Source organism: Ancylobacter mangrovi (assembly GCF_024752335.1).
Taxonomy (GTDB): domain Bacteria; phylum Pseudomonadota; class Alphaproteobacteria; order Rhizobiales; family Xanthobacteraceae; genus Ancylobacter; species Ancylobacter mangrovi.
On record NZ_JANTHY010000005.1, the window covers coordinates 164,284 to 184,295 of the forward strand.

Annotated in this window: 20 protein-coding genes and 1 tRNA gene; 14 read left to right on the forward strand and 7 right to left on the reverse strand. The window is 67.3% G+C overall.

Annotated features, from left to right (window positions below):
- Positions 1–74: 74 nt before the first annotated feature.
- Positions 75–674: an NAD(P)H:quinone oxidoreductase gene (gene wrbA / locus NVS83_RS14135; protein WP_258734124.1), complete on the reverse strand. Its 600-nt coding sequence runs from the start codon at positions 672–674 to the stop codon at positions 75–77.
- Positions 675–912: 238 nt separating this feature from the next.
- Here wrbA and NVS83_RS14140 point away from each other — a divergent pair.
- Positions 913–988, forward strand: a tRNA-Lys gene (locus NVS83_RS14140).
- A 259-nt stretch (positions 989–1,247) separates the two neighbouring features.
- Positions 1,248–1,469 (forward strand): hypothetical protein, encoded by a 222-nt coding sequence (locus tag NVS83_RS14145; RefSeq protein ID WP_258739900.1) that lies wholly within the window; start codon positions 1,248–1,250, stop codon positions 1,467–1,469.
- A 330-nt stretch (positions 1,470–1,799) separates the two neighbouring features.
- Here the strand turns inward: NVS83_RS14145 and NVS83_RS14150 are convergent, their stop codons facing one another.
- Positions 1,800–3,044 (reverse strand): nickel/cobalt efflux transporter, encoded by a 1,245-nt coding sequence (locus NVS83_RS14150; RefSeq protein WP_258739901.1) that lies wholly within the window; start codon positions 3,042–3,044, stop codon positions 1,800–1,802.
- A 6-nt stretch (positions 3,045–3,050) separates the two neighbouring features.
- Positions 3,051–3,332: a metal-sensing transcriptional repressor gene (locus tag NVS83_RS14155; protein WP_258739902.1), complete on the reverse strand. Its 282-nt coding sequence runs from the start codon at positions 3,330–3,332 to the stop codon at positions 3,051–3,053.
- 676 nt (positions 3,333–4,008) lie between these two features.
- Between NVS83_RS14155 and NVS83_RS14160 the strand changes: the two genes are divergently transcribed.
- Complete coding sequence (locus NVS83_RS14160) at positions 4,009–4,335, forward strand: hypothetical protein (protein ID WP_258739903.1); 327 nt, start codon at positions 4,009–4,011, stop codon at positions 4,333–4,335.
- Between the two features lie 38 nt (positions 4,336–4,373).
- Here NVS83_RS14160 and NVS83_RS14165 read toward each other — a convergent pair whose 3' ends face one another.
- A complete protein-coding gene (locus NVS83_RS14165) occupies positions 4,374–5,222 on the reverse strand; it encodes a LytTR family DNA-binding domain-containing protein (RefSeq protein ID WP_258739904.1) in 849 nt (282 codons plus the stop codon).
- Positions 5,223–5,510: 288 nt separating this feature from the next.
- Here NVS83_RS14165 and NVS83_RS14170 point away from each other — a divergent pair, with 288 nt between their 5' ends.
- Entirely contained in the window at positions 5,511–6,272 is a 762-nt protein-coding gene (locus tag NVS83_RS14170; protein ID WP_258739905.1) for a MipA/OmpV family protein, read from the forward strand.
- A 97-nt stretch (positions 6,273–6,369) separates the two neighbouring features.
- Here the strand turns inward: NVS83_RS14170 and NVS83_RS14175 are convergent, their stop codons facing one another.
- Both NVS83_RS14175 and NVS83_RS14180 read right to left on the reverse strand, forming a co-directional pair.
- Entirely contained in the window at positions 6,370–7,053 is a 684-nt protein-coding gene (locus NVS83_RS14175) for a carbonic anhydrase (RefSeq protein WP_258739906.1), read from the reverse strand.
- A 161-nt stretch (positions 7,054–7,214) separates the two neighbouring features.
- Positions 7,215–8,177, reverse strand: coding sequence for an AraC family transcriptional regulator (locus NVS83_RS14180; RefSeq protein WP_258739907.1), 963 nt, complete (start codon positions 8,175–8,177; stop codon positions 7,215–7,217).
- A 312-nt stretch (positions 8,178–8,489) separates the two neighbouring features.
- Between NVS83_RS14180 and NVS83_RS14185 the strand changes: the two genes are divergently transcribed.
- From NVS83_RS14185 to NVS83_RS14195, 3 genes are read left to right on the forward strand one after another with little or no spacing between them, the layout of a single operon-like run.
- On the forward strand, positions 8,490–10,625 hold the full coding sequence (locus NVS83_RS14185) for an FUSC family protein (RefSeq protein WP_258739908.1): 2,136 nt from the start codon (positions 8,490–8,492) through the stop codon (positions 10,623–10,625).
- Between the two features lie 3 nt (positions 10,626–10,628).
- Entirely contained in the window at positions 10,629–10,868 is a 240-nt protein-coding gene (locus NVS83_RS14190; protein WP_374115066.1) for a DUF1656 domain-containing protein, read from the forward strand.
- Positions 10,865–11,737: an efflux RND transporter periplasmic adaptor subunit gene (locus NVS83_RS14195; RefSeq protein WP_258739909.1), complete on the forward strand. Its 873-nt coding sequence runs from the start codon at positions 10,865–10,867 to the stop codon at positions 11,735–11,737. The genes NVS83_RS14190 and NVS83_RS14195 overlap by 4 nt, the downstream gene beginning before the upstream one ends.
- 203 nt (positions 11,738–11,940) lie before the next feature.
- Here NVS83_RS14195 and NVS83_RS14200 read toward each other — a convergent pair whose 3' ends face one another.
- Positions 11,941–12,099 (reverse strand): hypothetical protein, encoded by a 159-nt coding sequence (locus NVS83_RS14200; RefSeq protein ID WP_258739910.1) that lies wholly within the window; start codon positions 12,097–12,099, stop codon positions 11,941–11,943.
- On the opposite strand from NVS83_RS14200, the gene NVS83_RS14205 reads away from it, so the two are divergent.
- The 7 genes from NVS83_RS14205 (at position 12,098) to NVS83_RS14235 (ending at position 20,012) form a co-directional block, all read left to right on the forward strand.
- On the forward strand, positions 12,098–13,522 hold the full coding sequence (locus NVS83_RS14205; protein WP_258739911.1) for a sensor domain-containing diguanylate cyclase: 1,425 nt from the start codon (positions 12,098–12,100) through the stop codon (positions 13,520–13,522). The genes NVS83_RS14200 and NVS83_RS14205 overlap by 2 nt on opposite strands.
- 172 nt (positions 13,523–13,694) lie before the next feature.
- Entirely contained in the window at positions 13,695–14,978 is a 1,284-nt protein-coding gene (eno, locus tag NVS83_RS14210) for a phosphopyruvate hydratase (RefSeq protein WP_258734112.1), read from the forward strand.
- A 208-nt stretch (positions 14,979–15,186) separates the two neighbouring features.
- On the forward strand, positions 15,187–15,522 hold the full coding sequence (locus tag NVS83_RS14215) for an FtsB family cell division protein (RefSeq protein WP_258734111.1): 336 nt from the start codon (positions 15,187–15,189) through the stop codon (positions 15,520–15,522).
- A gap of 245 nt (positions 15,523–15,767) precedes the next feature.
- On the forward strand, positions 15,768–16,829 hold the full coding sequence (pdhA, locus tag NVS83_RS14220; protein ID WP_258739912.1) for a pyruvate dehydrogenase (acetyl-transferring) E1 component subunit alpha: 1,062 nt from the start codon (positions 15,768–15,770) through the stop codon (positions 16,827–16,829).
- A gap of 16 nt (positions 16,830–16,845) precedes the next feature.
- Positions 16,846–17,145: a hypothetical protein gene (locus tag NVS83_RS14225; RefSeq protein ID WP_258739913.1), complete on the forward strand. Its 300-nt coding sequence runs from the start codon at positions 16,846–16,848 to the stop codon at positions 17,143–17,145.
- Positions 17,146–17,172: 27 nt separating this feature from the next.
- Positions 17,173–18,585 carry a pyruvate dehydrogenase complex E1 component subunit beta gene (locus NVS83_RS14230; protein ID WP_258739914.1) on the forward strand — a complete coding sequence of 471 codons (1,413 nt, stop codon included), beginning with the start codon at positions 17,173–17,175 and terminating at the stop codon, positions 18,583–18,585.
- Positions 18,586–18,599: 14 nt separating this feature from the next.
- A complete protein-coding gene (locus NVS83_RS14235) occupies positions 18,600–20,012 on the forward strand; it encodes a pyruvate dehydrogenase complex dihydrolipoamide acetyltransferase (protein ID WP_258739915.1) in 1,413 nt (470 codons plus the stop codon).

Here is a 20,012-nt window from a genome sequence, read left to right on the forward strand (position 1 = left end):
ACGCCCTCCAAGGCACGAATCGAAAGCGGCCGGGCTTGGGACCCGGCCGCTCACGTTTAGATGGTCTGGCGTGATCAGCCGTGCAGCTTGCCGGCGATGGTGGCGACGTGGCGGCCCTGATAACGGGCGCCGTCGAGCTCCACCGCCGAAGGCTGGCGGCTGCCGTCGGCATTGGCGATGGTCGAGGCGCCGTAGGGCGAGCCGCCCTTGATCTCGTCGACGCCCATCTGGCCCTGGAAGGCGTAGGGCAGGCCGACCACCACCATGCCGTGATGCATCAGGGTCGGGATGAAGCCGAGAATGGTCGATTCCTGGCCGCCATGCTGGGTCGCCGAGGCGGTGAACACCGAGCCGACCTTGCCGACCAGCCCGCCGGAAAACCACAGGCCGCCGGTCTGGTCGATGAAGCTGCGCATCTGCGAGGCGACGGTGCCGAAGCGGGTGGGCGCGCCGAAAATGATGGCGTCGTAGTCCTTCAGCTCGTCGACGGTGGCGACGGGCGCCTTCTGGTCGAGCTTGAAGTGGTTTGCCTGGGCCACTTCCGTCGGAACGGTCTCCGGCACGCGCTTCACCACCACCTCGGCGCCGGCCTCGCGGGCACCCTCGGCGACGGCCTCGGCCATGGTCTCGAGGTGGCCGTAGGTCGAATAGTAGAGAACGAGAACTTTAGCCATCGGATCAACTCCCTGCATCTCGCTGCGAACCGCGAGGGCGATCCGCTGAATGTCGCGGTGCAAGCTAAGACCGGCATGGCGGGCACAAAAGCCATATGATCGACAGAGTGGTATTGCATCCGCGCAATCGAAACCCGGTCGACGGCCGCCATCTTCGCGTGGGAGGCGGACATATGGGACAACCTCGCGCGCGGCTTGCCTTCGGCGGGCGAAACCCTTAATCCCCCGGTACGTGGGAGAGCCCGTAGCTCAGCCGGTAGAGCACGTGACTTTTAATCATGGGGTCCTGGGTTCGAGTCCCAGCGGGCTCACCACGTAATCTCATGATAAATAAAGATAATATACGGCCGAATATTGCCCGAGCCCTCCTATTCCTCTCCCGGGGTAGTGATCGGGGTAACGATAGGGCCGGTTTTCCAGCGCCGCGCGGCACCGAGCGGCGCACCGCCGCGATCCCGTAGGCGCCCCTCCACGCTCCAAATGAGTTCGTGCGTCTTCTCTGCCCGTGATGGGCGGGAGATGCTAGACATGTCAACGTTTGCAGGGCGGCGGTTCAGAGTGAAAGGGGGCAGCATGGCTCGTAGACGCGGTACATATCTCGGCGGCTCGACCATCCTGCAACTCAAGAAGCCGAAGAAATCCAGCGCATCTCTCAAGTCCCACTTCGCCGACAGCCGGTATGATTCGCCGCCGCTCACTCCGGAAGAGGAGTTGGAGCGAGAGATAACGATCACCGAACTGTTCGGCCCCTCGACGTCGTTTTCAGCATCGGCGCGGACACCCAAGCGCCGGTAGGCTGTCGCTTCGGGCGAGCGATGCTGGATATGGCTGGGGCGGCTCGTGTAGTGGGATGAGAAAATAAGATGGCGAGTTTGAAATCCTTAAACTGGACACTAATCGTAAGCGCAGCCTTGTTTTGCTACCTCGTGAGAGACCACGGGATTTTAGGATGGTTCCTTGTCGCCAGCATACATGGCATTGTTGGCATTTTGTACGTGCTCGAACAAAAGCTCGATAAGATCCAATCTACCATAGATAATCTTGACCTCTGACGCCGACGCCCCCTTCGCGAGGGCGCGGATTGGATGTCGCCAAGCCCCTTCTCCACCGTGACGAACCCGCCGATCAGCCGGCGACGGTGGGCGCAACCAAGGCGACGGGTGCCGTCGGGAGGGCCTGAATGCCGCTCCAGCCATGCCAGCCGACATAGACGCCCACGGCGACGAGGAGCGCGCCGGAGAGATAGGGCGCCCGCCGGGCGGCCGTGGAGAACCAGTTCCACCGCTTGCTGGCATGCTGGACGCTCAGCGCCGCCGCCGCACCGACCGCGACGAGCGTGACGGCAAGGCCGATCGAGAAGCAGAGCACGAGGCCGAACCCCAGCGTGAACTCGCGCAGCTGCAGGCAGAGCAGCAGCACCGTGATGGCGGCCGGGCAGGGGATAAGCCCGCCGGTCAGGCCGAAGAGAACGATCTGCCAGGTGGTCACGTTGCGATCGGCGAAGCGCTTGCGGATGTCGTTGGCATGCGCCAGCTCGTGCGCATCCTGATAGCTGTCCGTTCCGACCTCGAGGCCGCGCAGTTCCTCGTGCAGATGGTCGTGCCCCTCCGAGCTCTTGAGGAACGACACATCGAAGTCATGCGAATGATTGCCGTGCCCGAGCGCCAGGCGAACCATGAAGTCGAACGGCTCGGGAATCGCCTCCACGCTCTCGATGTAGCTGCCGCGCTCGGCGAAGGCGAAGCTCTGGCTGCGGCCGTCCGGACGCTCGATGGTGAGCTTCACCTCGCCCGCCGTCCACGGCTTGCCGCGCTCGGGGCTGAAGCGCCAGTGGGCGTCGCCGTGCCCATGATCGTGCAGTTCCAGCTTGTGGAGCCCATGGCCGGTGTCGATCATCCGCACATCCGACGCGCCGTGCCCTTGATCGTGGCCGCCGTGATCATGATCGCCATGATCGTGCCCATGGCTGTGATCGTGCCCATGGCTGTGACCGTGATCGTGCCCCATCGCCAGCTTCGCGCGCTGCTGGTCCTCGTAGGTCCGCCAGAGCATCCATGCCGCCATGGCAACGATGACGAAGGCCGAGACGAGCTGCAGATATGGCTCGAAGGTTTCAGGGGCGATCCCCCGCCAGAGATACATGCCGCCGAGCGCGATGATCCAGACGATCAGCGTGTGCGATGCCGTGGCGGCGAGGCCGAGGAGAACGGCCTGGCTCACGGTCCCGCGGACGGCGACGATGAAGGCCGCCATCATCGTCTTGGAATGCCCGGGCTCCAGCCCATGGAGCGCGCCGAGCAAGATGGCGCTGGGAATGAAGAGCCACGCGTGGGTGGTACTTTGCTGGATCAGCTCGGCGAATGTGGGCATGGGACCTCAGAGATATTTGATGATTTCCTTGAAATCGTCGATCGAGCGCCGCTCATCCCGCTCCAAAGGCGCCAGGACTTCATCGAGACAATGATCGAGATGGTCCTGGATAAGGGTCTTCTTGGCCTGACTGATCGCCTTCTCCACGGCGTGGAGCTGCTGGGCGATGTCGAGGCACGTCCGACCGGACTCCAGCATCTCGATCACCGTGCGCAGGTGGCCGTGAGAACGCTTGAGGCGCTTCACGATCTGCGGGTGGCTCGCGTGGACATGCGGATGCTCGCTCATGATGGACTCCTATCCCCCCTAGGGGGTTATGTCGATCCCCCCGGGGAGGATATTTTGATGGCAGATTTTCGCACGGGGCCGCCGCGCGGCCAACGCGGCGCTCTTAAAGCATTGATGGATTGGAGCGCGAGCCATTGCGCTTCGCTTCAGTCCCGCGCGGGCAGGGCCCGCTCGATATGTGCCGTCGCGGCCGGGTGGCCGACGCTCGCCACAGCAGGCGCCGGCCGCGAAGAGCCAAGACACGCGATCACGGCGCAAATATTTGACCTCGCCGACCACGACCATGCGGGCCGCCGGAACAAATTGCGGTCTCGGAATTTCTATCAGCGGTTGTCAACGCTGCATCACAGTCGGCCTGTCGCTGTGGCAACCCCAGCGCGCTGTTCCCTGAAGATGTGAGTTGACACCTGCATTGCCGGTCGTGTTCTATCGTCGTTATCTGCCAGAGTCGCACTAACCTCGGCGATCTATGTAGTAATTATCGCGCATAGATCTGTACGCGCCGCAGGAATGTGCAGTGTTGAATTCGACAAATAAATAAATAATGAAATTCGAAATATTGTCGACTTCATGTAGAGGTAATATAATCCTTACGACGTGAGCGGTTACGCTGGGCAGGCGGTGCGGGTTCTTTCGCCTCGCTCGCTCGGCCTTCCTCCTCGGAGCGCGGTGCCTCATGCAGCAGAATGCCATCTATCTCCACTTTCCCGATCGTGCCGCCGCGCTGGCCATGGGCGCGGCACTCGCGGGCGGGGAGAGAGTCGAGCGGCTCCAGCCGGAAGGCGTTTATGTCGGCACCTATTGGCGGATGGACGATATCGGCACGCTCTACCGGCCGACCGGCGCCGTGGACGGGGAGGGCGCCCCGCTCTACGAGGCGCTGGCGGGCTATTACGTCAATATGGTGTGGTGCGGGCCCGTTGAGACGCTGCCGGACGCCATCGACGCCTTCCGCATCTATCCCGACACGCCGTTTGCCGTGCAGGCCGGGCGCGCTTCCTGAGCGATTCCTCGCCCCCTAGGGCGGCGGGCTTTCGCGGCCTAGCGGGCCGCCGGACGGCTAGACGCCAGCGTCTCGACCGACTTCAGGTGCCGCTGGGAGACCGGCGTCGACAGGCCGTTGCTGAGGCGGAGCGTCCCGGTGCGCCCGGTGCGAACGAAGCTATCCACCGCGTCGTCCGCCACCCACCAGGAACGATGCACCTGTCGCCCGGCCGTGGGCGCGGTCTCGGCCATCGCGTCGCTCAGGCGCAGCAGCAGGAGCGCCGAGCCGCGCTCAGTGTGCACGCGCACATAGTGGTCTTCCATCTCGAGGCAGATCAGCCGGCCGCGCAGTCCCGGCGCAAGGCGCTGGACGAGGCGGCTCTCCACAAGTTGCGGCGCTGCGGGAGGCACGTTCGGCACGATAGCGGCCGGCAGCGCGCCCGCCGTTCCCCTTTGGACGGGCGGACAGTCCGAGACGGTTTCGGGCGCGCGGGCGAGAGCGGCGCGGGCGATCAGCCACACGCCGGAGCCGACGAGGACGATCTGCACGTATTTCTCGCCGAGTTCGAGAAGGGTCACCTGCCATCCGGTGAACAGGTAGGTCGCCGGCGCGACGATAAGGAGCATCGGGAAGGCGGCGAGGGCGATGATCGCCGCCCGCTTCGCCACCGGGCGTGCCTCCGCGAACAGGCCCGCATTGCCGAGCAGTTCCTCGGTGATCGCCATCACGACGAACCAGCTCGCCAGCATCCCGCTCCAGTACAGCAGCCCGGAGAGAAAGGGCTCGTCATCGGTGCCGAACGGACCGACCCAGGCGAAGGCCGGGCCGAGGGCGAGGGCGAACCCCACCTCCGCTGTCCAGCGCGGCAGCCGGACGGCGGGGTGGAAACTGGCGAATTCACGCATCGTGAACGGTCCCGATTCCTGTGTCGGGGCACCGTTGACGAAGAGTTTGGCGCAATTGCGAAACCGGGCTGGAGGCAGTCGGGTGCGGCGGGAATTGTGCGGCGGTCCGCAAGACCTGCGTTTTCACTCACGAAGAGCCGCTGCATGAGAAACGCCGACCTGACCTGCATCAGGCCGTCCTCGATCGTCCCTGCCATGATGATCGCGATCCTGTCGCTTACCCCGAGGCCGGCGAGAGCCGACGAGGCTGCGCCGCCCGAAACGGCCCGGCGCGAAACCGCCGAGCCTATGAGCGGCTGGGACTTCGACACCGCCAGCGCCGATCTGCGCTCCACGGTGAACGAGCAGCTCACCTTCGCCAACCAGCGGCTGGCGGAGTGGAAGGTCATCCTCGGCGGCGGGGCGATGATCGCGCCGAAATATGAAGGCTCGAACGAGCTCGACGTGCAGCCGATCCCGTTCTTCGCCGCCAGCTTCGGCGAGTGGGTGAAGGTCGATCCGCGCGCGGTCTCGATAAGCCTGTACGAGCTCGGCAATCTGCGCTTCAGCGGCCAGGTCGGCTACGACCGCGGGCGCAAGGAGGACGATTCCGACAAGCTGCGCGGCCTCGGCGACATCGATGTCGGCGCGGTGGTCGGCGGCACGGTGCAGTTCGGCACCGACCCGTTCGACTTCTACGCCTCGTTCAGCCAGATCATCGGCGGCAGCGACGGCATCGAGGTCACGTTCGGTGGCGACTTCGCGCAGACCATCGACCGATTCCGCCTGTCGGCCGGCCTGTCGACCACCTGGGCCGACGGGGACTACATGCAGACCTTCTTCGGCGTGACGCCGGAACAGTCCGCGCGCTCGGGCCTCCCCGCCTATTCGATCGGCGCGGGGTTCAAGCGCGTCGATCTCGACCTCGCCGTCACCTACGCGGTCAGCGAGCACTGGGTCGTGCGCGGGCAGGTCGGCCTCGGCTACCTGCTGGGCGACGTCGCCGACAGCCCGATCGTGCAGGACGAGTTCCAGCCATCGGTCACCTTCGCCGTCGGCTACCGCTTCTGAGCGGCGCCGACGCGGAAAGCCCGGTGCCCAGGTCTGCGAGCCCCCGAGGGCCCGGGCACCGGGCTGCTATTTCCCGGAAGCGGAACCGGGCGCGGGTCTACATGAACGTCACCTGCCCGGTGGAGATGTCGTAGACGCCGGCCGCCGCCGTCAGCTTGCCCGCGCTATGGAGATCCGAGAGGATCGGCGCCGCGGTCCTCGCCCGCTCCGCGTTCAGCTGCGCGTTCTTCGCCGTCGCGGCGGCGAGCAGATCCTCCGCCTTGTCGTCCATCGCGGCATACACCGCCGGCCGGATGGCGTTGACGAGGCTCGGCAGGTGGCCGGGCGGCAGGGTCCTGTCCTTGATCGACTTGATCGTGGCGTCGACCGCGCCGCAGGACGAATGGCCGAGCACGAGGATCGTGCCGATACCGAGCACGGCGGCGCCGTATTCGAGGCTGGCGAGGCCGTCCTCGTTGATGAAGTTGCCGGCGACGCGGACGATGAACAGCTCGCCCGGCCCCTGGTCGAAGATCAGCTCGGGAACGACGCGCGAATCCGAGCAGGTGACGATGGCGGCGAAGGGCTGCTGCCCGAGCGAGCGCTTGGAGCGGCCGACCGAATGGTCGGTGTTGATCGGCGCATTGGCGACGTAGCGCGCATTGCCTTCCTTGAGACGCGTCAGCGCGTCCTGCGAGCCGGCGGGAGCCGCCGTCTGGGCGGAAGCCCGGGACATGAAGGCACCCGTCAGCGAGAGGGCGAGGCCGCCCGCGATCAGACGTCGCCGGTCCAGCATACCCATCGAACAATCACGGCACATGGCCAACCCCCCAGTTGTTTGTTGCCAGGATGCGCAAAAAGGGCGCGCACGCTCTTTTCAATAGGAAGGTGAGGCAATGCCGACTATCCGGAAACCGCAAAGCCGGCGGCGGCAGCAGCCGATTTCCCTTGTCGCTCCGTTCATTAGGAGGTGAGCGTCGCGGAAGGCGTCTCCTCGAACATCTGTTTGTAATCGCCGGCGAAGCGGCCCAGATGCAGGAAGCCGAGCCGCATCGCCACCTGCGTGACGCTGGTCTCCTCCGGCGTCGCGGCGAGCAGCATCGCCCGCGCGCGGCTGAGGCGGCACAGCCGCAGATAGGCGAGGGGCGAGATGCCGACATATTCGCGGAACGCGTATTGGAGCGTGCGCTCGCACACGCCCACCGCGGCGCAGATGTCGGAGAGGGTGGGAAGATCGTCGCCCTCCATGCGCTCCTCGACGAAGGCGCGCGCCGACTGGCAGATTCGCAGAGCTCGCGCCCGGGTGGGGGGCGGCGGAGAGGCGGTGCCCTGCCTAGCCGCCACCACCACGGCCTGCACCACGGACTGGAAGACGAGCCGGTCCAGCACGCGGGGATCGGGATGGTCGCCGTCGTCCGCCTCGGCGCTCTCCAGCCACAGGTCCACCGCCTGCCGTAGCTCGGGGAGGGCGGCCGGCAGGGCCGTCAGCGCGCGCGGCGCGTCCTCCCACCGCTCGGGATCGAGCGCGCAGGCCGCGTGCTGGAACGCCTGCTGGCTGAAGCCGACATAGAAGGTGCGCGCCCCGGCGGGCACGCGCAGGTCGAACTCGGTGTTCTCCGGCATGAAGAAGATCGCTTCCTCCGCACCTGTGCAGCGGTCGGTGAAGCGGAACGCCGGATCGGGCGTGCATTGCGAGACGGTGCACAAATCGGCCGGCGTGGCTCCCAGCTTCTGGACCGCCGCATATTGCGTCTCGCGCACGATCTGCGCCCCGGACAGGCCGAGGCTGTCCATGCGCGCGACGCGCCGGCCGGGGCTGAGCTGGAAGCACTGCATGGAGAAGCGCGGCTGCAGCGCCGCCTGGAGCGCGGCGTCCTCGATCTCCACCGAGCGCAGGCCCTCCTCGCGCGGATGCTCGCCGCACATGTCCCCGTCACCGGGAGGAGGAGGCGGAGTGCCGAGGGCTGCCTCTCCCGCCGGGAGAGCGCCGGTGCGCCAAGCCGATTCCATGTGCCCTCATGTCGACCCGCCGCACGGTAGAGCAGCGGGCACGACTATACCTGCGAAACCTGGCAAACCGCCACCCGACCTTCCCAAGGGGCGGGAGCGGTTCCGTCCGGGCCATTACGGCGAAGGGCGTGCGCGAATACATCTTGGCCGGCACGGCGCTACCGGCGATAATCTCACGGCGAGGCCGGAGTCCGACGGCCGCGAGCTTAGGATCGCCCGCGAGGCGCCATGAGTGCGGCCAACGTCTCCCGCTCCCGTCTCCTGTCGTCCTTTCCGGTCGACCTCGGCTGGCGCAATGTCAGCTTCGCGCTGCGGATCGGGATCGCCGGCGTCGCCGCCCTCGCCATCGCCTACCAGCTCGAGATGCAGGACCCCCAATGGGCGATCCTGACCGTCTACCTCCTTGCCCAGCCGACCGCGGGCGGCGCGCTCGCCAAGAGTGCGTATCGCGTGGTCGGCACGGTCGGCGGCGCCTTCGTGGGGCTGCTGATCCTGAAGCTCTACGCCGAGGCGGCGGTGCCGCTGGTGGGCTGCGTCGCGCTCTGGCTCGGCGGCTGCTTCTATGCCGGCGCGCGGCTGCGCAACTACGCCTCCTATGGCTTCTTGCTGTCGGGCTACACCACGCTGCTGGTGGCGCTGGAAGGCGCGACCGATCCGATGAACGCCTGGTCGATCGCCGCCGACCGCACCGGCGAGATCATCATCGGCATCGCCTGCGCCACAGCGGCGACCGTGCTGGTGATGCCGCGCTATGCCGGCGTCGTGCTGCGCGAGCAGATGGCGCGGCTCGTCAGCGAACTCGCCCATTACGGGGCGACCGCGCTGCGCCCGGGCACTTCGCTCGCCGCCTTCGCGGCGCTGCGCCGGCAGATGGTGGAGGCGATCGTCAGCTTCGATGCGCTGCGCTCCTACACGGTGTTCGAGGCGCCGGAGATGCGGGCCGACGACGTGCTGCTGCGCCGCGCGGTGCGCGAGTTCCTGCGCGTCCTCGCCGTGGCGCGCGGGCTCTACATGCGGATCGGCGATTTCCGCGTCGAAGGCGCCGGGCCGGTCCTTGCGCAAATGCAGCCGGCGATGGAGGCAACGGCGGCGACGCTCGACCGCATCGCCGCGAACCCCAATGCCTTCGCCGACCTGCACGCGGTGCGCAGGGAATTGCTGGCCGCACGGGCCGGGCTCGGGGCGGGCGCGCAGCGGCTGGAGGCGATGGCCGGCACGGTGCCGTTCGAGCCGCTGGCCGACGGGCTGCTCATCCTGCGTCGCTCAGGGGACCTTCTGCACGGCCTCTCCATGGTGATGGTGAGCGAGGCGGCCAGCGTGCGTGCGCGCCGCCCGACCTCGGTGCGGCGCCCGCAGCACACATTGCCGGCCTCCGCGCGCCTCGAGGCGGTGCTGATCGGCCTGCGGGCGGTGCTCGCCATCGTCCTCGCCAGCCTCTTCTGGGCCGCGACCGAATGGACCTACGGCTTCAACGCGCTGACCGGCGTCGGGCTGATGCTGTTCTTCTCGGTCAACCAGGACCGGCCCGGCAAGCTCGGCCTGCCGGTGATGATCTGGACCGTGCTTGCCCTCGTCATCTCCTACTTCGCCATGGTGCTGGTGCTGCCACGCATCGAGGGGTTCGAGGCGCTCGCCCTGTTCCTCGTCCTTCTCCTCCTGCCCGGCGGGCTGATGGCCGGCACACCGCAGCTGATGTGGCCCGGCGTCATGCTGGCCGGCTTCATCGGCGCCCAACTCGGCACCGGCAACGTGTTCCGGCCGGACGACCTCGCCTTCTTCAACGCCAACCTCGCCTTCGTGCTCGGCATGGCGACGTGCCTCGGCTTTCTCGCCCTGGTGCCGGTCACCTCGACGGCGACCCGCACCGCCTTCTGGAGAAAAGTGATCGGCCGGCTGCTGCCGGAAGCGGCGCGCGGGGTGCGCCACGAGCGGCGGATCCTTGGGCAGGTCCTGGACATGCTGGCGGAGCTGCTGCCGCGCCTGTCGCTCGACCGGACGCCGGACGAGGATTTCCTGCGCGGTGCGCTCGGCGCCGCCTCGACCGCTCTCGAACTCGGCCGGCTCAACCGCCTGCGCCGCGACCCGGACCTGCCGCCCGAGGTGGCAGCGCTGCTCACCACCTTCCTGGCGCGCTTCGCCGGGATGCTGGAAAGCCTGCCGCAGGCGGGGGAGGCGCGGGCAGGGCGGCTCGCGGATGCCGAGGCCGAGGTGCGCTCGGCGCGCACCAATCTCGCCGGGCTGGCGCTTCGGCCGGGCGAGCCGGGCGCGGCGCTGACGGTGCGCGCCGGCGCGTCGCTGCGCTTCATCTCGGACCGCTTCGACATCGACCGACCCTTCCTCACCCGTTCGCTCACGGAGGAATGAGCCGTGCTGTTCGCGCCGCAGATCGTCTTCCACGCGCCCGAGGCGTTCGGCTTCTACCTGCCGCCGCTGCTGATGTGGGGGCTTGCCGCGCTGCTGCCGTTCTTCGTACTGCGCTGGCTGCTGGGACTGGCGGGCTTCTACCGCCTCGTCTGGCACCGGCCGCTGTTCGACACGGCATTCTACGTCATCGTGCTCGGCGTGCTCCTGCTCGCCTTGCCGATTCTAGCGGGAGGACAGGGATGAACCGGGGCGGCGCCCTCCTTCGCGTCGGCATCACCTGCGTCGCGGTCGCGGCCGCACTGGCGATCGGCTGGCAGCTCTGGATCTACTACACGCTCTCGCCCTGGACCCGCGACGCGCGGGTGCTGGCCAACGTGATCGAGATCGCCCCGGACGTGTCCGGGCTGGTGAGCGCCGTCAACGTTTCCGACAACCAGCTCGTCCACAAGGGCGACGTGCTGTTCGTCATCGACCAGCAGCGCTTCAAGGTCGCGGCCGAGCAGGCGAGGGCGCAGGTGGCGCTGAAGGTGCAGGCGCTGAAATACGCGCAGGACACCGCCAATCGCGACACGAGCCTCGTCCGCGACGACAGCGAGGCGATCTCGGTGCAGACGGTCGAGCGAACCTCGGTCTCGGCGGCCGAGGCCGAAGCCGAGCTGCAGGCCGCGCAGGCGGCGCTCGACACGGCCGAGCTCAACCTGACCCGCAGCGAGGTTCGCGCGCCGGTCGAGGGCTACGTCACCAATCTCAACGTCTTCGTCGGCAACTACACCACGGTCGGCAAGGGCGCGATGGCGCTGGTCGATCGCAACTCCTTCTACGTCTACGCCTATTTCATGGAGACCAAGCTGCCGGCGATCCGCGACGGCGATCCCGCGCGGGTCGAGCTGATGGCCGGCGGGGTGGTGATCGACGGCGTGGTGGAGGGGCTCAGCCGCGCCATCGCCAACACCACCGACCAGAGCGGCCTGCTCGCCAATGTGAACCCGGAATTCGACTGGATCCGGCTCGCCCAGCGCATTCCGGTCCGCATCAAGCTCGGCCCGCTGCCGCCCGGCGTCGAGCTCGCCGCCGGCATGTCGGCGACCGTGATCGTCCTCCCTCGCCGGTGATCGCGCACACGTGAGCACGGTCGTCTCATAGCCAAGGCCGATGATGTCTTTCCCCGCGCCCGGCTCGATTCCGGCGCCGAGGCCGGCCGTCTACGGCGCGGCCTCGCGACGAGAAAGGTAATCCATTCTGCATCCGGGTGAATTTCATGCTGACGCATAGGTCGCGTGCGAGATGATCGGGTCACAAGTGCGAGCGAAGGGTGCTAGGTTCCCTGCCGCAAGCTTTTGTTAACCAACGAAGCGAGCGGCAGGGTGGACGGGTATTCGATCAGCAGGCGTTTCAGGCCGATGCCGCGCGGGCGCATCGGCACCATCATCACCGTGCTGGTGGCCGTCGCCTCCCTTTCGGTGGTCGCGGTCATGGTCGAGACGGTCCGCATGGCCTATCGCGACGCCGAGTACCGCGCCGAGCGCGAGGGCCTCGGCCTGTTGCAGGCGAGCGAGAGCTACATCGCCAGCCGGCTCAGGGTCTGGGACCTGGCGCTCGAAATGAGCGTCGATCTGGTGCAGGACCCGCGCTTCTCCTCCATGCCGGCCGCCGACAAGAACGCGCTGCTGGCCAATCTGGCGTCGAAGATCAGCTTCATCGGCTCGCTGCTGGTGCTCGACAGCAACGGCAACATCGTGCTCGACCCGCTGTCGCCGCAGCCGCGGCTGGGCAATTTCGCCGACCGCGACTATTTCCTGGCGCAGAAGCCGAGGGATGCCGGGCTCTATATCAGCCAGCCCTTCCGCAGCCGCCTGCGCAACAACGACCCGAGCATCGGCATCAGTCGCCGCATCTCGAATCCCGACGGCTCGTTCGGGGGGATCGTCCTCATCGCCATCCGCCTGAACTCGATCCGGGACCTGTTCAGCAGCCTCGATCCGGGCCAGCGCGGCTCCATCACCCTGTTCAATGCCGCCGGCCGCGTACTGATGCGCCAGCCGTCGATGGACGGCACGGGTGACACCGACATCGACCTGTCGAGCAGCCCCACCTTCGCGCAAATGGTCCGGGAGAAATCGGGCACGCTCACCGCGGTAGCTGTCACCGACGGCACCGAGCGGCTCTATAATTTCTCCCAGATCCCGGGCACCGATCTCTTCATGGCGGTCGGACTCGCCTGGAACGACATCCTCTCCGGATGGTGGTTCCGGCTCTACATGACCGTCGCCTTCACCTTGACCCTCTGTTTCCTCGCCCTCGTCGTCGCGATCCGGTTGCAGCGGGAGCTGGCGCGGCGGGAGCGGGTCGAGAACGAGCTGGCGAAGCTGGCGCGCACCGATCCGCTGACCGAGCTCGCCAACCGGCGCGTCTTCGACGAGAGCCTGGAGCGGGAATGGCGGCGCACGCGGCGGACCCACAAGGAGCTCTCGCTGCTGCTGGTCGATTCCGACCACTTCAAGCAGGTCAACGACCGCCATGGCCACACCATCGGCGACCGCGTGCTCAAGAAAATCGGCGACGTGCTGGCGCGTCATGCCCGCCGCGCGGGCGACCTCGCCGTGCGCTATGGCGGCGAGGAATTCGCGATGATCCTGCCCGATACGCCGGCCGAGGGCGCGTGCAAGCTCGCCTCCGAGATCTGCCAGGCGGTCGAGGAGGAGACCGGGCACATGACCTCGCTCTCCCAGGCCTGCACGGTGAGCATCGGCGTCGCGTCCTCCCACGCCCATGTGGCGACCGCGAGCCAGCTCGTGAAGGAAGCGGACGCCGCGCTCTACCTCGCCAAGGAAGCGGGCCGCAATTGCGTCAAGTGCTTTGAGCCGCCGCTGAAGGGAACGGCGTTCCCGGCGACGTAGGGGACCAGCGCGCAATGAGCGTCGGGGAGGGGACGGGCACGGCCCCGCCTGCCGCAACGCGAGGCGGAGGGCGGCAGGGCGCTGTCATCGTGGCACCCCTTTCGCATGTCACACGGGTCGAGTAGAAGCGCCCACGAACCCTCCGTGGGCGAGCGAGGAACTGGGGAAGCGCATGACCGCCATAGTCGATATCGTTGGGCGTGAGATTCTGGACAGCCGCGGCAACCCGACCGTCGAGGTCGACGTGGTGCTAGAGGATGGCTCTAAGGGTCGCGCCGCCGTTCCCTCGGGCGCCTCGACCGGCGCGCACGAGGCCGTGGAGCTTCGGGACGGCGACAAGGAGCGCTATCTCGGCAAGGGCGTGACCAAGGCGGTCGACGCGGTCAATGGCGAGATCTTCGACGCCATCGGCGGCATGGATGCCGAGGACCAGGTGGCGATCGACCAGATCCTGATCGATCTCGACGGCACACCCAACAAGGCGCGGCTCGGCGCCAACGCCATTCTCGGCGTCTCGCTGGCGCTGGCCAAGGCGGCCGCGGCGGCGCGCGACCTGCCGCTCTACCGCTATATCGGCGGCACCAATGCCCGCACCCTGCCGGTGCCGATGATGAACATCGTCAATGGCGGCGCTCATGCCGACAACCCGATCGATTTCCAGGAATTCATGATCCTGCCGGTCGGCGCGCCGACCTTCGCCGAAGCGCTGCGCACCGGCTCGGAGATCTTCCACACGCTGAAGAAGGCCCTCAAAGACGCCGGGCACAACACCAATGTCGGCGACGAGGGCGGCTTCGCGCCGAACCTGCCGTCCGCCGACGCGGCGCTGGGCTTCGTGATGAAGGCGATCGAATCGGCCGGCTACACCCCGGGCGAGGACGTGTGCATCGGCCTCGACTGCGCCGCGACCGAGTTCTTCAAGAACGGCAAGTACGACTATGAGGGCGAGGGCACCGTCCGCGACGTCGAGGCCCAGGTTGCCTACCTCGCCGACCTCGTGGCGCGCTACCCCATCGTCACCGTCGAGGACGCCATGTCCGAGGACGACTGGGAGGGCTGGAAGCTGCTCACCGATGCCATCGGCTCCAAGTGCCAGCTCGTGGGCGACGACCTGTTCGTGACCAACGTCACGCGCCTGTCGGCCGGCATCAAGCAGGGCGTCGGCAACTCGATCCTGGTCAAGGTGAACCAGATCGGCTCGCTGACCGAGACGCTGAACGCGGTCGAGATGGCCCACAAGGCCGGCTACACGGCGGTGATGTCGCATCGCTCGGGCGAGACCGAGGATTCGACCATCGCCGACCTCGCCGTCGCGACCAATTGCGGGCAGATCAAGACCGGCTCGCTGGCCCGCTCCGACCGCACCGCCAAGTACAACCAGCTCCTGCGCATCGAGCAGGAACTCGGGCCGCAGGCGCTCTATGCCGGCCGCGCGGCGCTGAAGGCGCTGGGCTGAGTCGCGAAGGCTCCCGCCGCGGCGCCCGCCTCTCAGGCGTCGCCGGCATCCATTAGCCGACCACATAAACGGTCCCGGCGGGCATCCCCTCCGGGATCGTTTCTTTTTCGGCGTGCCGAAGCGAGGAGCGGGGAGGGCGACATGCGCGCGTCGCTTTTTGCCCGCAGAGTTAACGGAGCCTCAACCCGCGCGCGGCTAGGCTCCGCTCATGATCATTCGCACCCGCTGGCGCTCCTTCTTCCAGACCGTCACCCTGCATCTCGGGGCGGCGGCGCTGATCGGCTATTTCGCCTTCCAGGGCTATAACGGGCAGTACGGGCTTCTGGCCCGACGCCACTTCGAGCAGGAGCTCGCCGACCTCACGGCGCAGCGCGACGACATCCGCTCCCGGCGCGAGGCGCTGGAGGCCAAGGTGGCGCTGCTCTCGCCCGAACGGATCGACGCCGACACGCTCGACGAGGAGGCGAGGGCGCTGCTCAACCTCGTCAATCCCAAGGATCTCGTTTTGCTGCGCACCCCCGGAACGACGGCGCGCCCGGAATAATCATGCGGAACCGCATTTTCGGCGCAGCGTTGGTATGCCACATACGCAGGGCGGGAAGTGGCGCGATTGCAAAAGCTTAACTTGATGTGAGCTAATTTCGTTCCTGAACTATATTTCCGTTAAAGTCCGGAAACTGCTGCGCCTACAGCATGTTGTGCGTTGCAGCATTGCGCTGAAAGCGTAGCGCAGTGTCCGAAGGTGCGTTATTAAGCTCGGCAAATTCCGCAACGAGCTGAGGATGCGCCATGGTAGTTGCCGCCAAGAAATCGGCCGCCAGCAAGACCGTCGCCAAAGCCGCCGCGCCCAAGGGAACTTCCCGGCGTTCGGAGAAGGCCCCGACGGTTCCCGACTTCACCAAGGCGGAAGAGCTCGACGCCTACCGCGACATGCTGAGGATCCGCCGCTTCGAGGAGAAGGCGGGCCAGATGTACGGCATGGGCCTGATCGGCGGCTTCTGCCACCTCTATATCGGCCAGGAAGCGGTCGTGATCGGCATGCAGGCGGCGTTGAAGGATGGCGACCAGGTCATCACCGGCTACCGCGACCACGGCCACATGCTGGCCTGCGGCATGGACCCGAAGGGCGTCATGGCCGAGCTCACGGGCCGCCGCGGCGGCTATTCCAAGGGCAAGGGCGGCTCGATGCACATGTTCAGCATCGAGAAGGGCTTCTTCGGCGGCCACGGCATCGTCGGCGCGCAGGTCTCCCTCGGCACCGGCCTCTCCTTCGCCAACCACTACCGCGAGGACGGCGCGGTCTGCCTGACCTATTTCGGCGACGGCGCGGCCAATCAGGGCCAGGTCTATGAGAGCTTCAACATGGCGGAGCTCTGGAAGCTGCCGGTGGTCTACATCATCGAGAACAACAAGTACGCCATGGGCACCGCGGTGAACCGCGCCACCGCCCAGGCGGACTTCTCCAAGCGCGGCAGCTCGTTCAACATTCCCGGCGAGCAGGTCGACGGCATGGACGTGCGCGCGGTGAAGGCCGCCGGCGAGCGCGCGGTCGAGTTCGCCCGCTCCGGCAAGGGCCCCTACATCCTCGAAATGCTCACCTACCGCTATCGCGGCCACTCCATGTCCGACCCGGCCAAGTACCGGTCGAAGGAGGAGGTGCAGAAGATGCGTACCGAGCACGATCCGATCGAGCAGGTGCGCGCGCGTCTGCTGGACAAGAAGTGGGCGAGCGAGGACGAGCTCAAGGCGATCGACGCCGAGATCCGCGACGTCATGAACGCGGCTGCCGACTTCGCCTCGCACGATCCCGAGCCGGATCCTTCCGAGCTCTATACCGACGTCCTGCGCTGAGCGGCGGGGCCATCGGATGCTCGTCGAGCTGTTCTGGGTCGCGATCGTCGCCGGGGCGTCTTCCGCCGTGGTGATCTGGGTTCTCGCGACCCGGGCCGCCTTCGGCGTCGTTTCGGCGGGCCATCCGAGCCTCGCAGATCGCATCCGCCTCGTGCTGTGGCCCTTCGGGGTCCGCCACTCGGCCGCGGTGTCCGCCGAAACCGCCGCCAGCTTCAACAAGATGCTGGTCGGCTTCTTCATAGCCCTTCTCGTGGCCATCGCTTCGGTGGCCGTCTACAGCAACCTGACGTTCGTGCCGCCCGCACGGATGCAGTGACGCGCGATCTTGCCGAGGAACGCCGCCATGTCGACCGAAATACTGATGCCGGCCCTCTCCCCCACCATGGAGAAGGGCAATATCGCCAAGTGGCTCAAGAAGGAGGGTGACACCGTCAAGTCCGGCGACGTCATCGCCGAGATCGAGACCGACAAGGCGACCATGGAGGTCGAGGCGATCGACGAGGGCACGCTGGGCAAGATCCTGGTCCCCGAGGGCTCGCAGGACGTCGCGGTCAACACGCCGATCGCGGTGATCCTCGCCGATGGCGAGGACGCCAGCGCCATCGGCTCCGCGCCCAAGGCCGCCGAATCGGCCCCGCCGGTGGAGGCCGCCCCGCTCGCTCCCTCGCCGGTGGCGAGCGCCGCGCCGGCGACCCCCGCGAGCGTCACCTCGGCCGTAGCGGCCCCGCCGCAGCCCGAGACGGTGCCCGAGCCCGACGTGCCGGAAGGCACGGAGATGGTGAACCTCACCATGCGCGAGGCGCTGCGCGACGCCATGGCCGAGGAGATGCGCCGCGACGGCGACGTCTTCGTCATGGGCGAGGAGGTCGCCGAATATCAGGGCGCCTACAAGATCACCCAGGGCCTGCTGCAGGAATTCGGCGCCAAGCGCGTCATCGACACCCCGATCACCGAGCACGGCTTCGCGGGCGTCGGCGTCGGCGCCGCGATGGCGGGGCTGAAGCCGATCGTCGAGTTCATGACCTTCAACTTCGCCATGCAGGCGATGGACCAGATCATCAACTCGGCGGCGAAGACGCACTACATGTCGGGCGGGCAGATCGGCTGCTCCATCGTGTTCCGCGGCCCGAACGGCGCGGCGGCGCGCGTGGCGGCCCAGCACAGCCAGGACTTCACCGCCTGGTACAGCCACATTCCCGGCCTCAAGGTCGTCGCGCCCTACACGGCGGCGGACGCCAAGGGCCTGCTGAAGGCGGCGATCCGCGATCCCAACCCGGTCGTGTTCCTCGAGAACGAGATCCTCTACGGCCATTCCTCGCCGGTGCCGAAGCTCGACGACTTCGTGATCCCGATCGGCAAGGCGCGCATCGCGCGGCCGGGCAAGGACGTCACGCTGGTCGCCTGGTCGATCGGCATGAACTACGCGCTCAAGGCGGCCGAGGAGCTCGCCAAGCTCGGCATCGACGCCGAGGTGATCGACCTGCGCACCATCCGCCCGATGGACGTCGATTCGATCGTCGCCTCGGTGCAGAAGACCGGGCGCTGCGTCACGGTCGAGGAGGGCTGGCACCAGTCCGGCGTCGGCGCCGAGATCGTCGCCCAGCTCATGGAGAAGGCGTTCGACTATCTCGACGCCCCCGTGCTGCGCGTCACCGGCAAGGACGTGCCCATGCCCTACGCCGCCAATCTCGAAAAGCTCGCCCTGCCGTCGGTGCAGGAGGTCGTCGAGGCCGCGCGGGCCGTCACCTATCGCTGAGGCGGGAGTTCGCTATGTCCATCGACATTCTGATGCCTGCCCTGTCTCCGACCATGGAGAAGGGCAACCTCGCCAAATGGCTGAAGAAGGAAGGCGACAAGGTCGCGCCGGGTGACGTGATCGCCGAGATCGAGACCGACAAGGCGACCATGGAGGTCGAGGCGGTCGACGAAGGCACGCTCGCCAAGATCATGGTGCCGGAAGGCTCGGCCGACGTGCCGGTGAACCAGCTCATCGCCGTGCTCGCCGCCGATGGCGAGGATGTGAGCGCGGTCGCCGCCAGCGCCGGTTCTTCGCCGGCCCCCGAGGCGCCGAAGGCCGAAGCGCCCAAGGCAGAGGCGCCCGCCGCCGAGGCCCCGAAGGGTCCAGAGCCGGCGCCTGCCGCAGCTCCCGCCGTCGCCGCGCCGACCGCTCCGGCGCCCGGCGTCGCGCCGGTCCCGGCGGCCGCCGCCTCCGGCAGCCGCGTCTTCGCCTCGCCGCTGGCCCGCCGCCTCGCCAAGGAGAAGGGGATCGACCTCTCGGCCGTGGCCGGCTCCGGCCCGCATGGCCGCATCGTCGCCGCCGATATCGCCGGCGCGACGCCCGGAGTCGCCAAGCCGGCCGCTGCGGCGCCGGCGGTCGCGCCCGCTCCGGCGGCTGCTCCCGCGGCACCTGCCGCCGCTGCCGCGCCGGTCTCCGCCAGCGCGGTGCTTGAGCAGGCCAAGGCGTTCTACGAGCCCGGCACCTATGAGGAGGTGCCGCTCGACGCCATGCGCCGCGTCATCGCCCAGCGCATGACCGAGGCCCGGCAGACCGTCCCGACCTTCTACCTCACCGTCGACTGCGACGTGGACGAGTTGCTCAAGCTTCGCGAGATGCTGAACAAGCAGGCGCCGGAGAAGGACGGCAAGGCCGCCTACAAGCTCTCGGTCAACGACTTCGTCATCAAGGCCTACGCACTCGCCTTCCAGCAGGTGCCGGACGCCAACATGGTGTGGGGCGGCGATCGCTACCTCAAGCTGAAGCACTCCGACATCGGCGTCGCGGTGGCGATCGACGGCGGCAAGGGCCTTTTGACCCCGATCATCCGCAAGGCCGAGATCAAGACCCTGTCGGCGATCTCCAACGAGACCCGCGACCTCGCCATCCGCGCCCGCAACAAGAAGCTGGCGCCGAACGAGTACCAGGGTGGATCGTCGGCGATTTCGAACCTAGGCATGTTTGGAATCAAGGACTTCACGGCGATCATTAATCCGCCGCATGCAACGATTCTCGCCGTCGGCACGAGCGAGCAGCGCGCCGTCGTGCGCAAGGGCGAGCTCACCATCGCCACCCAGATGACGGTGACGATTTCCTGCGACCACCGGGTGATGGACGGCGCCATGGGCGCCCAGCTGATCGGCGCCTTCAAGCAGATCATCGAAAACCCGATGTCGATGCTGGTGTGA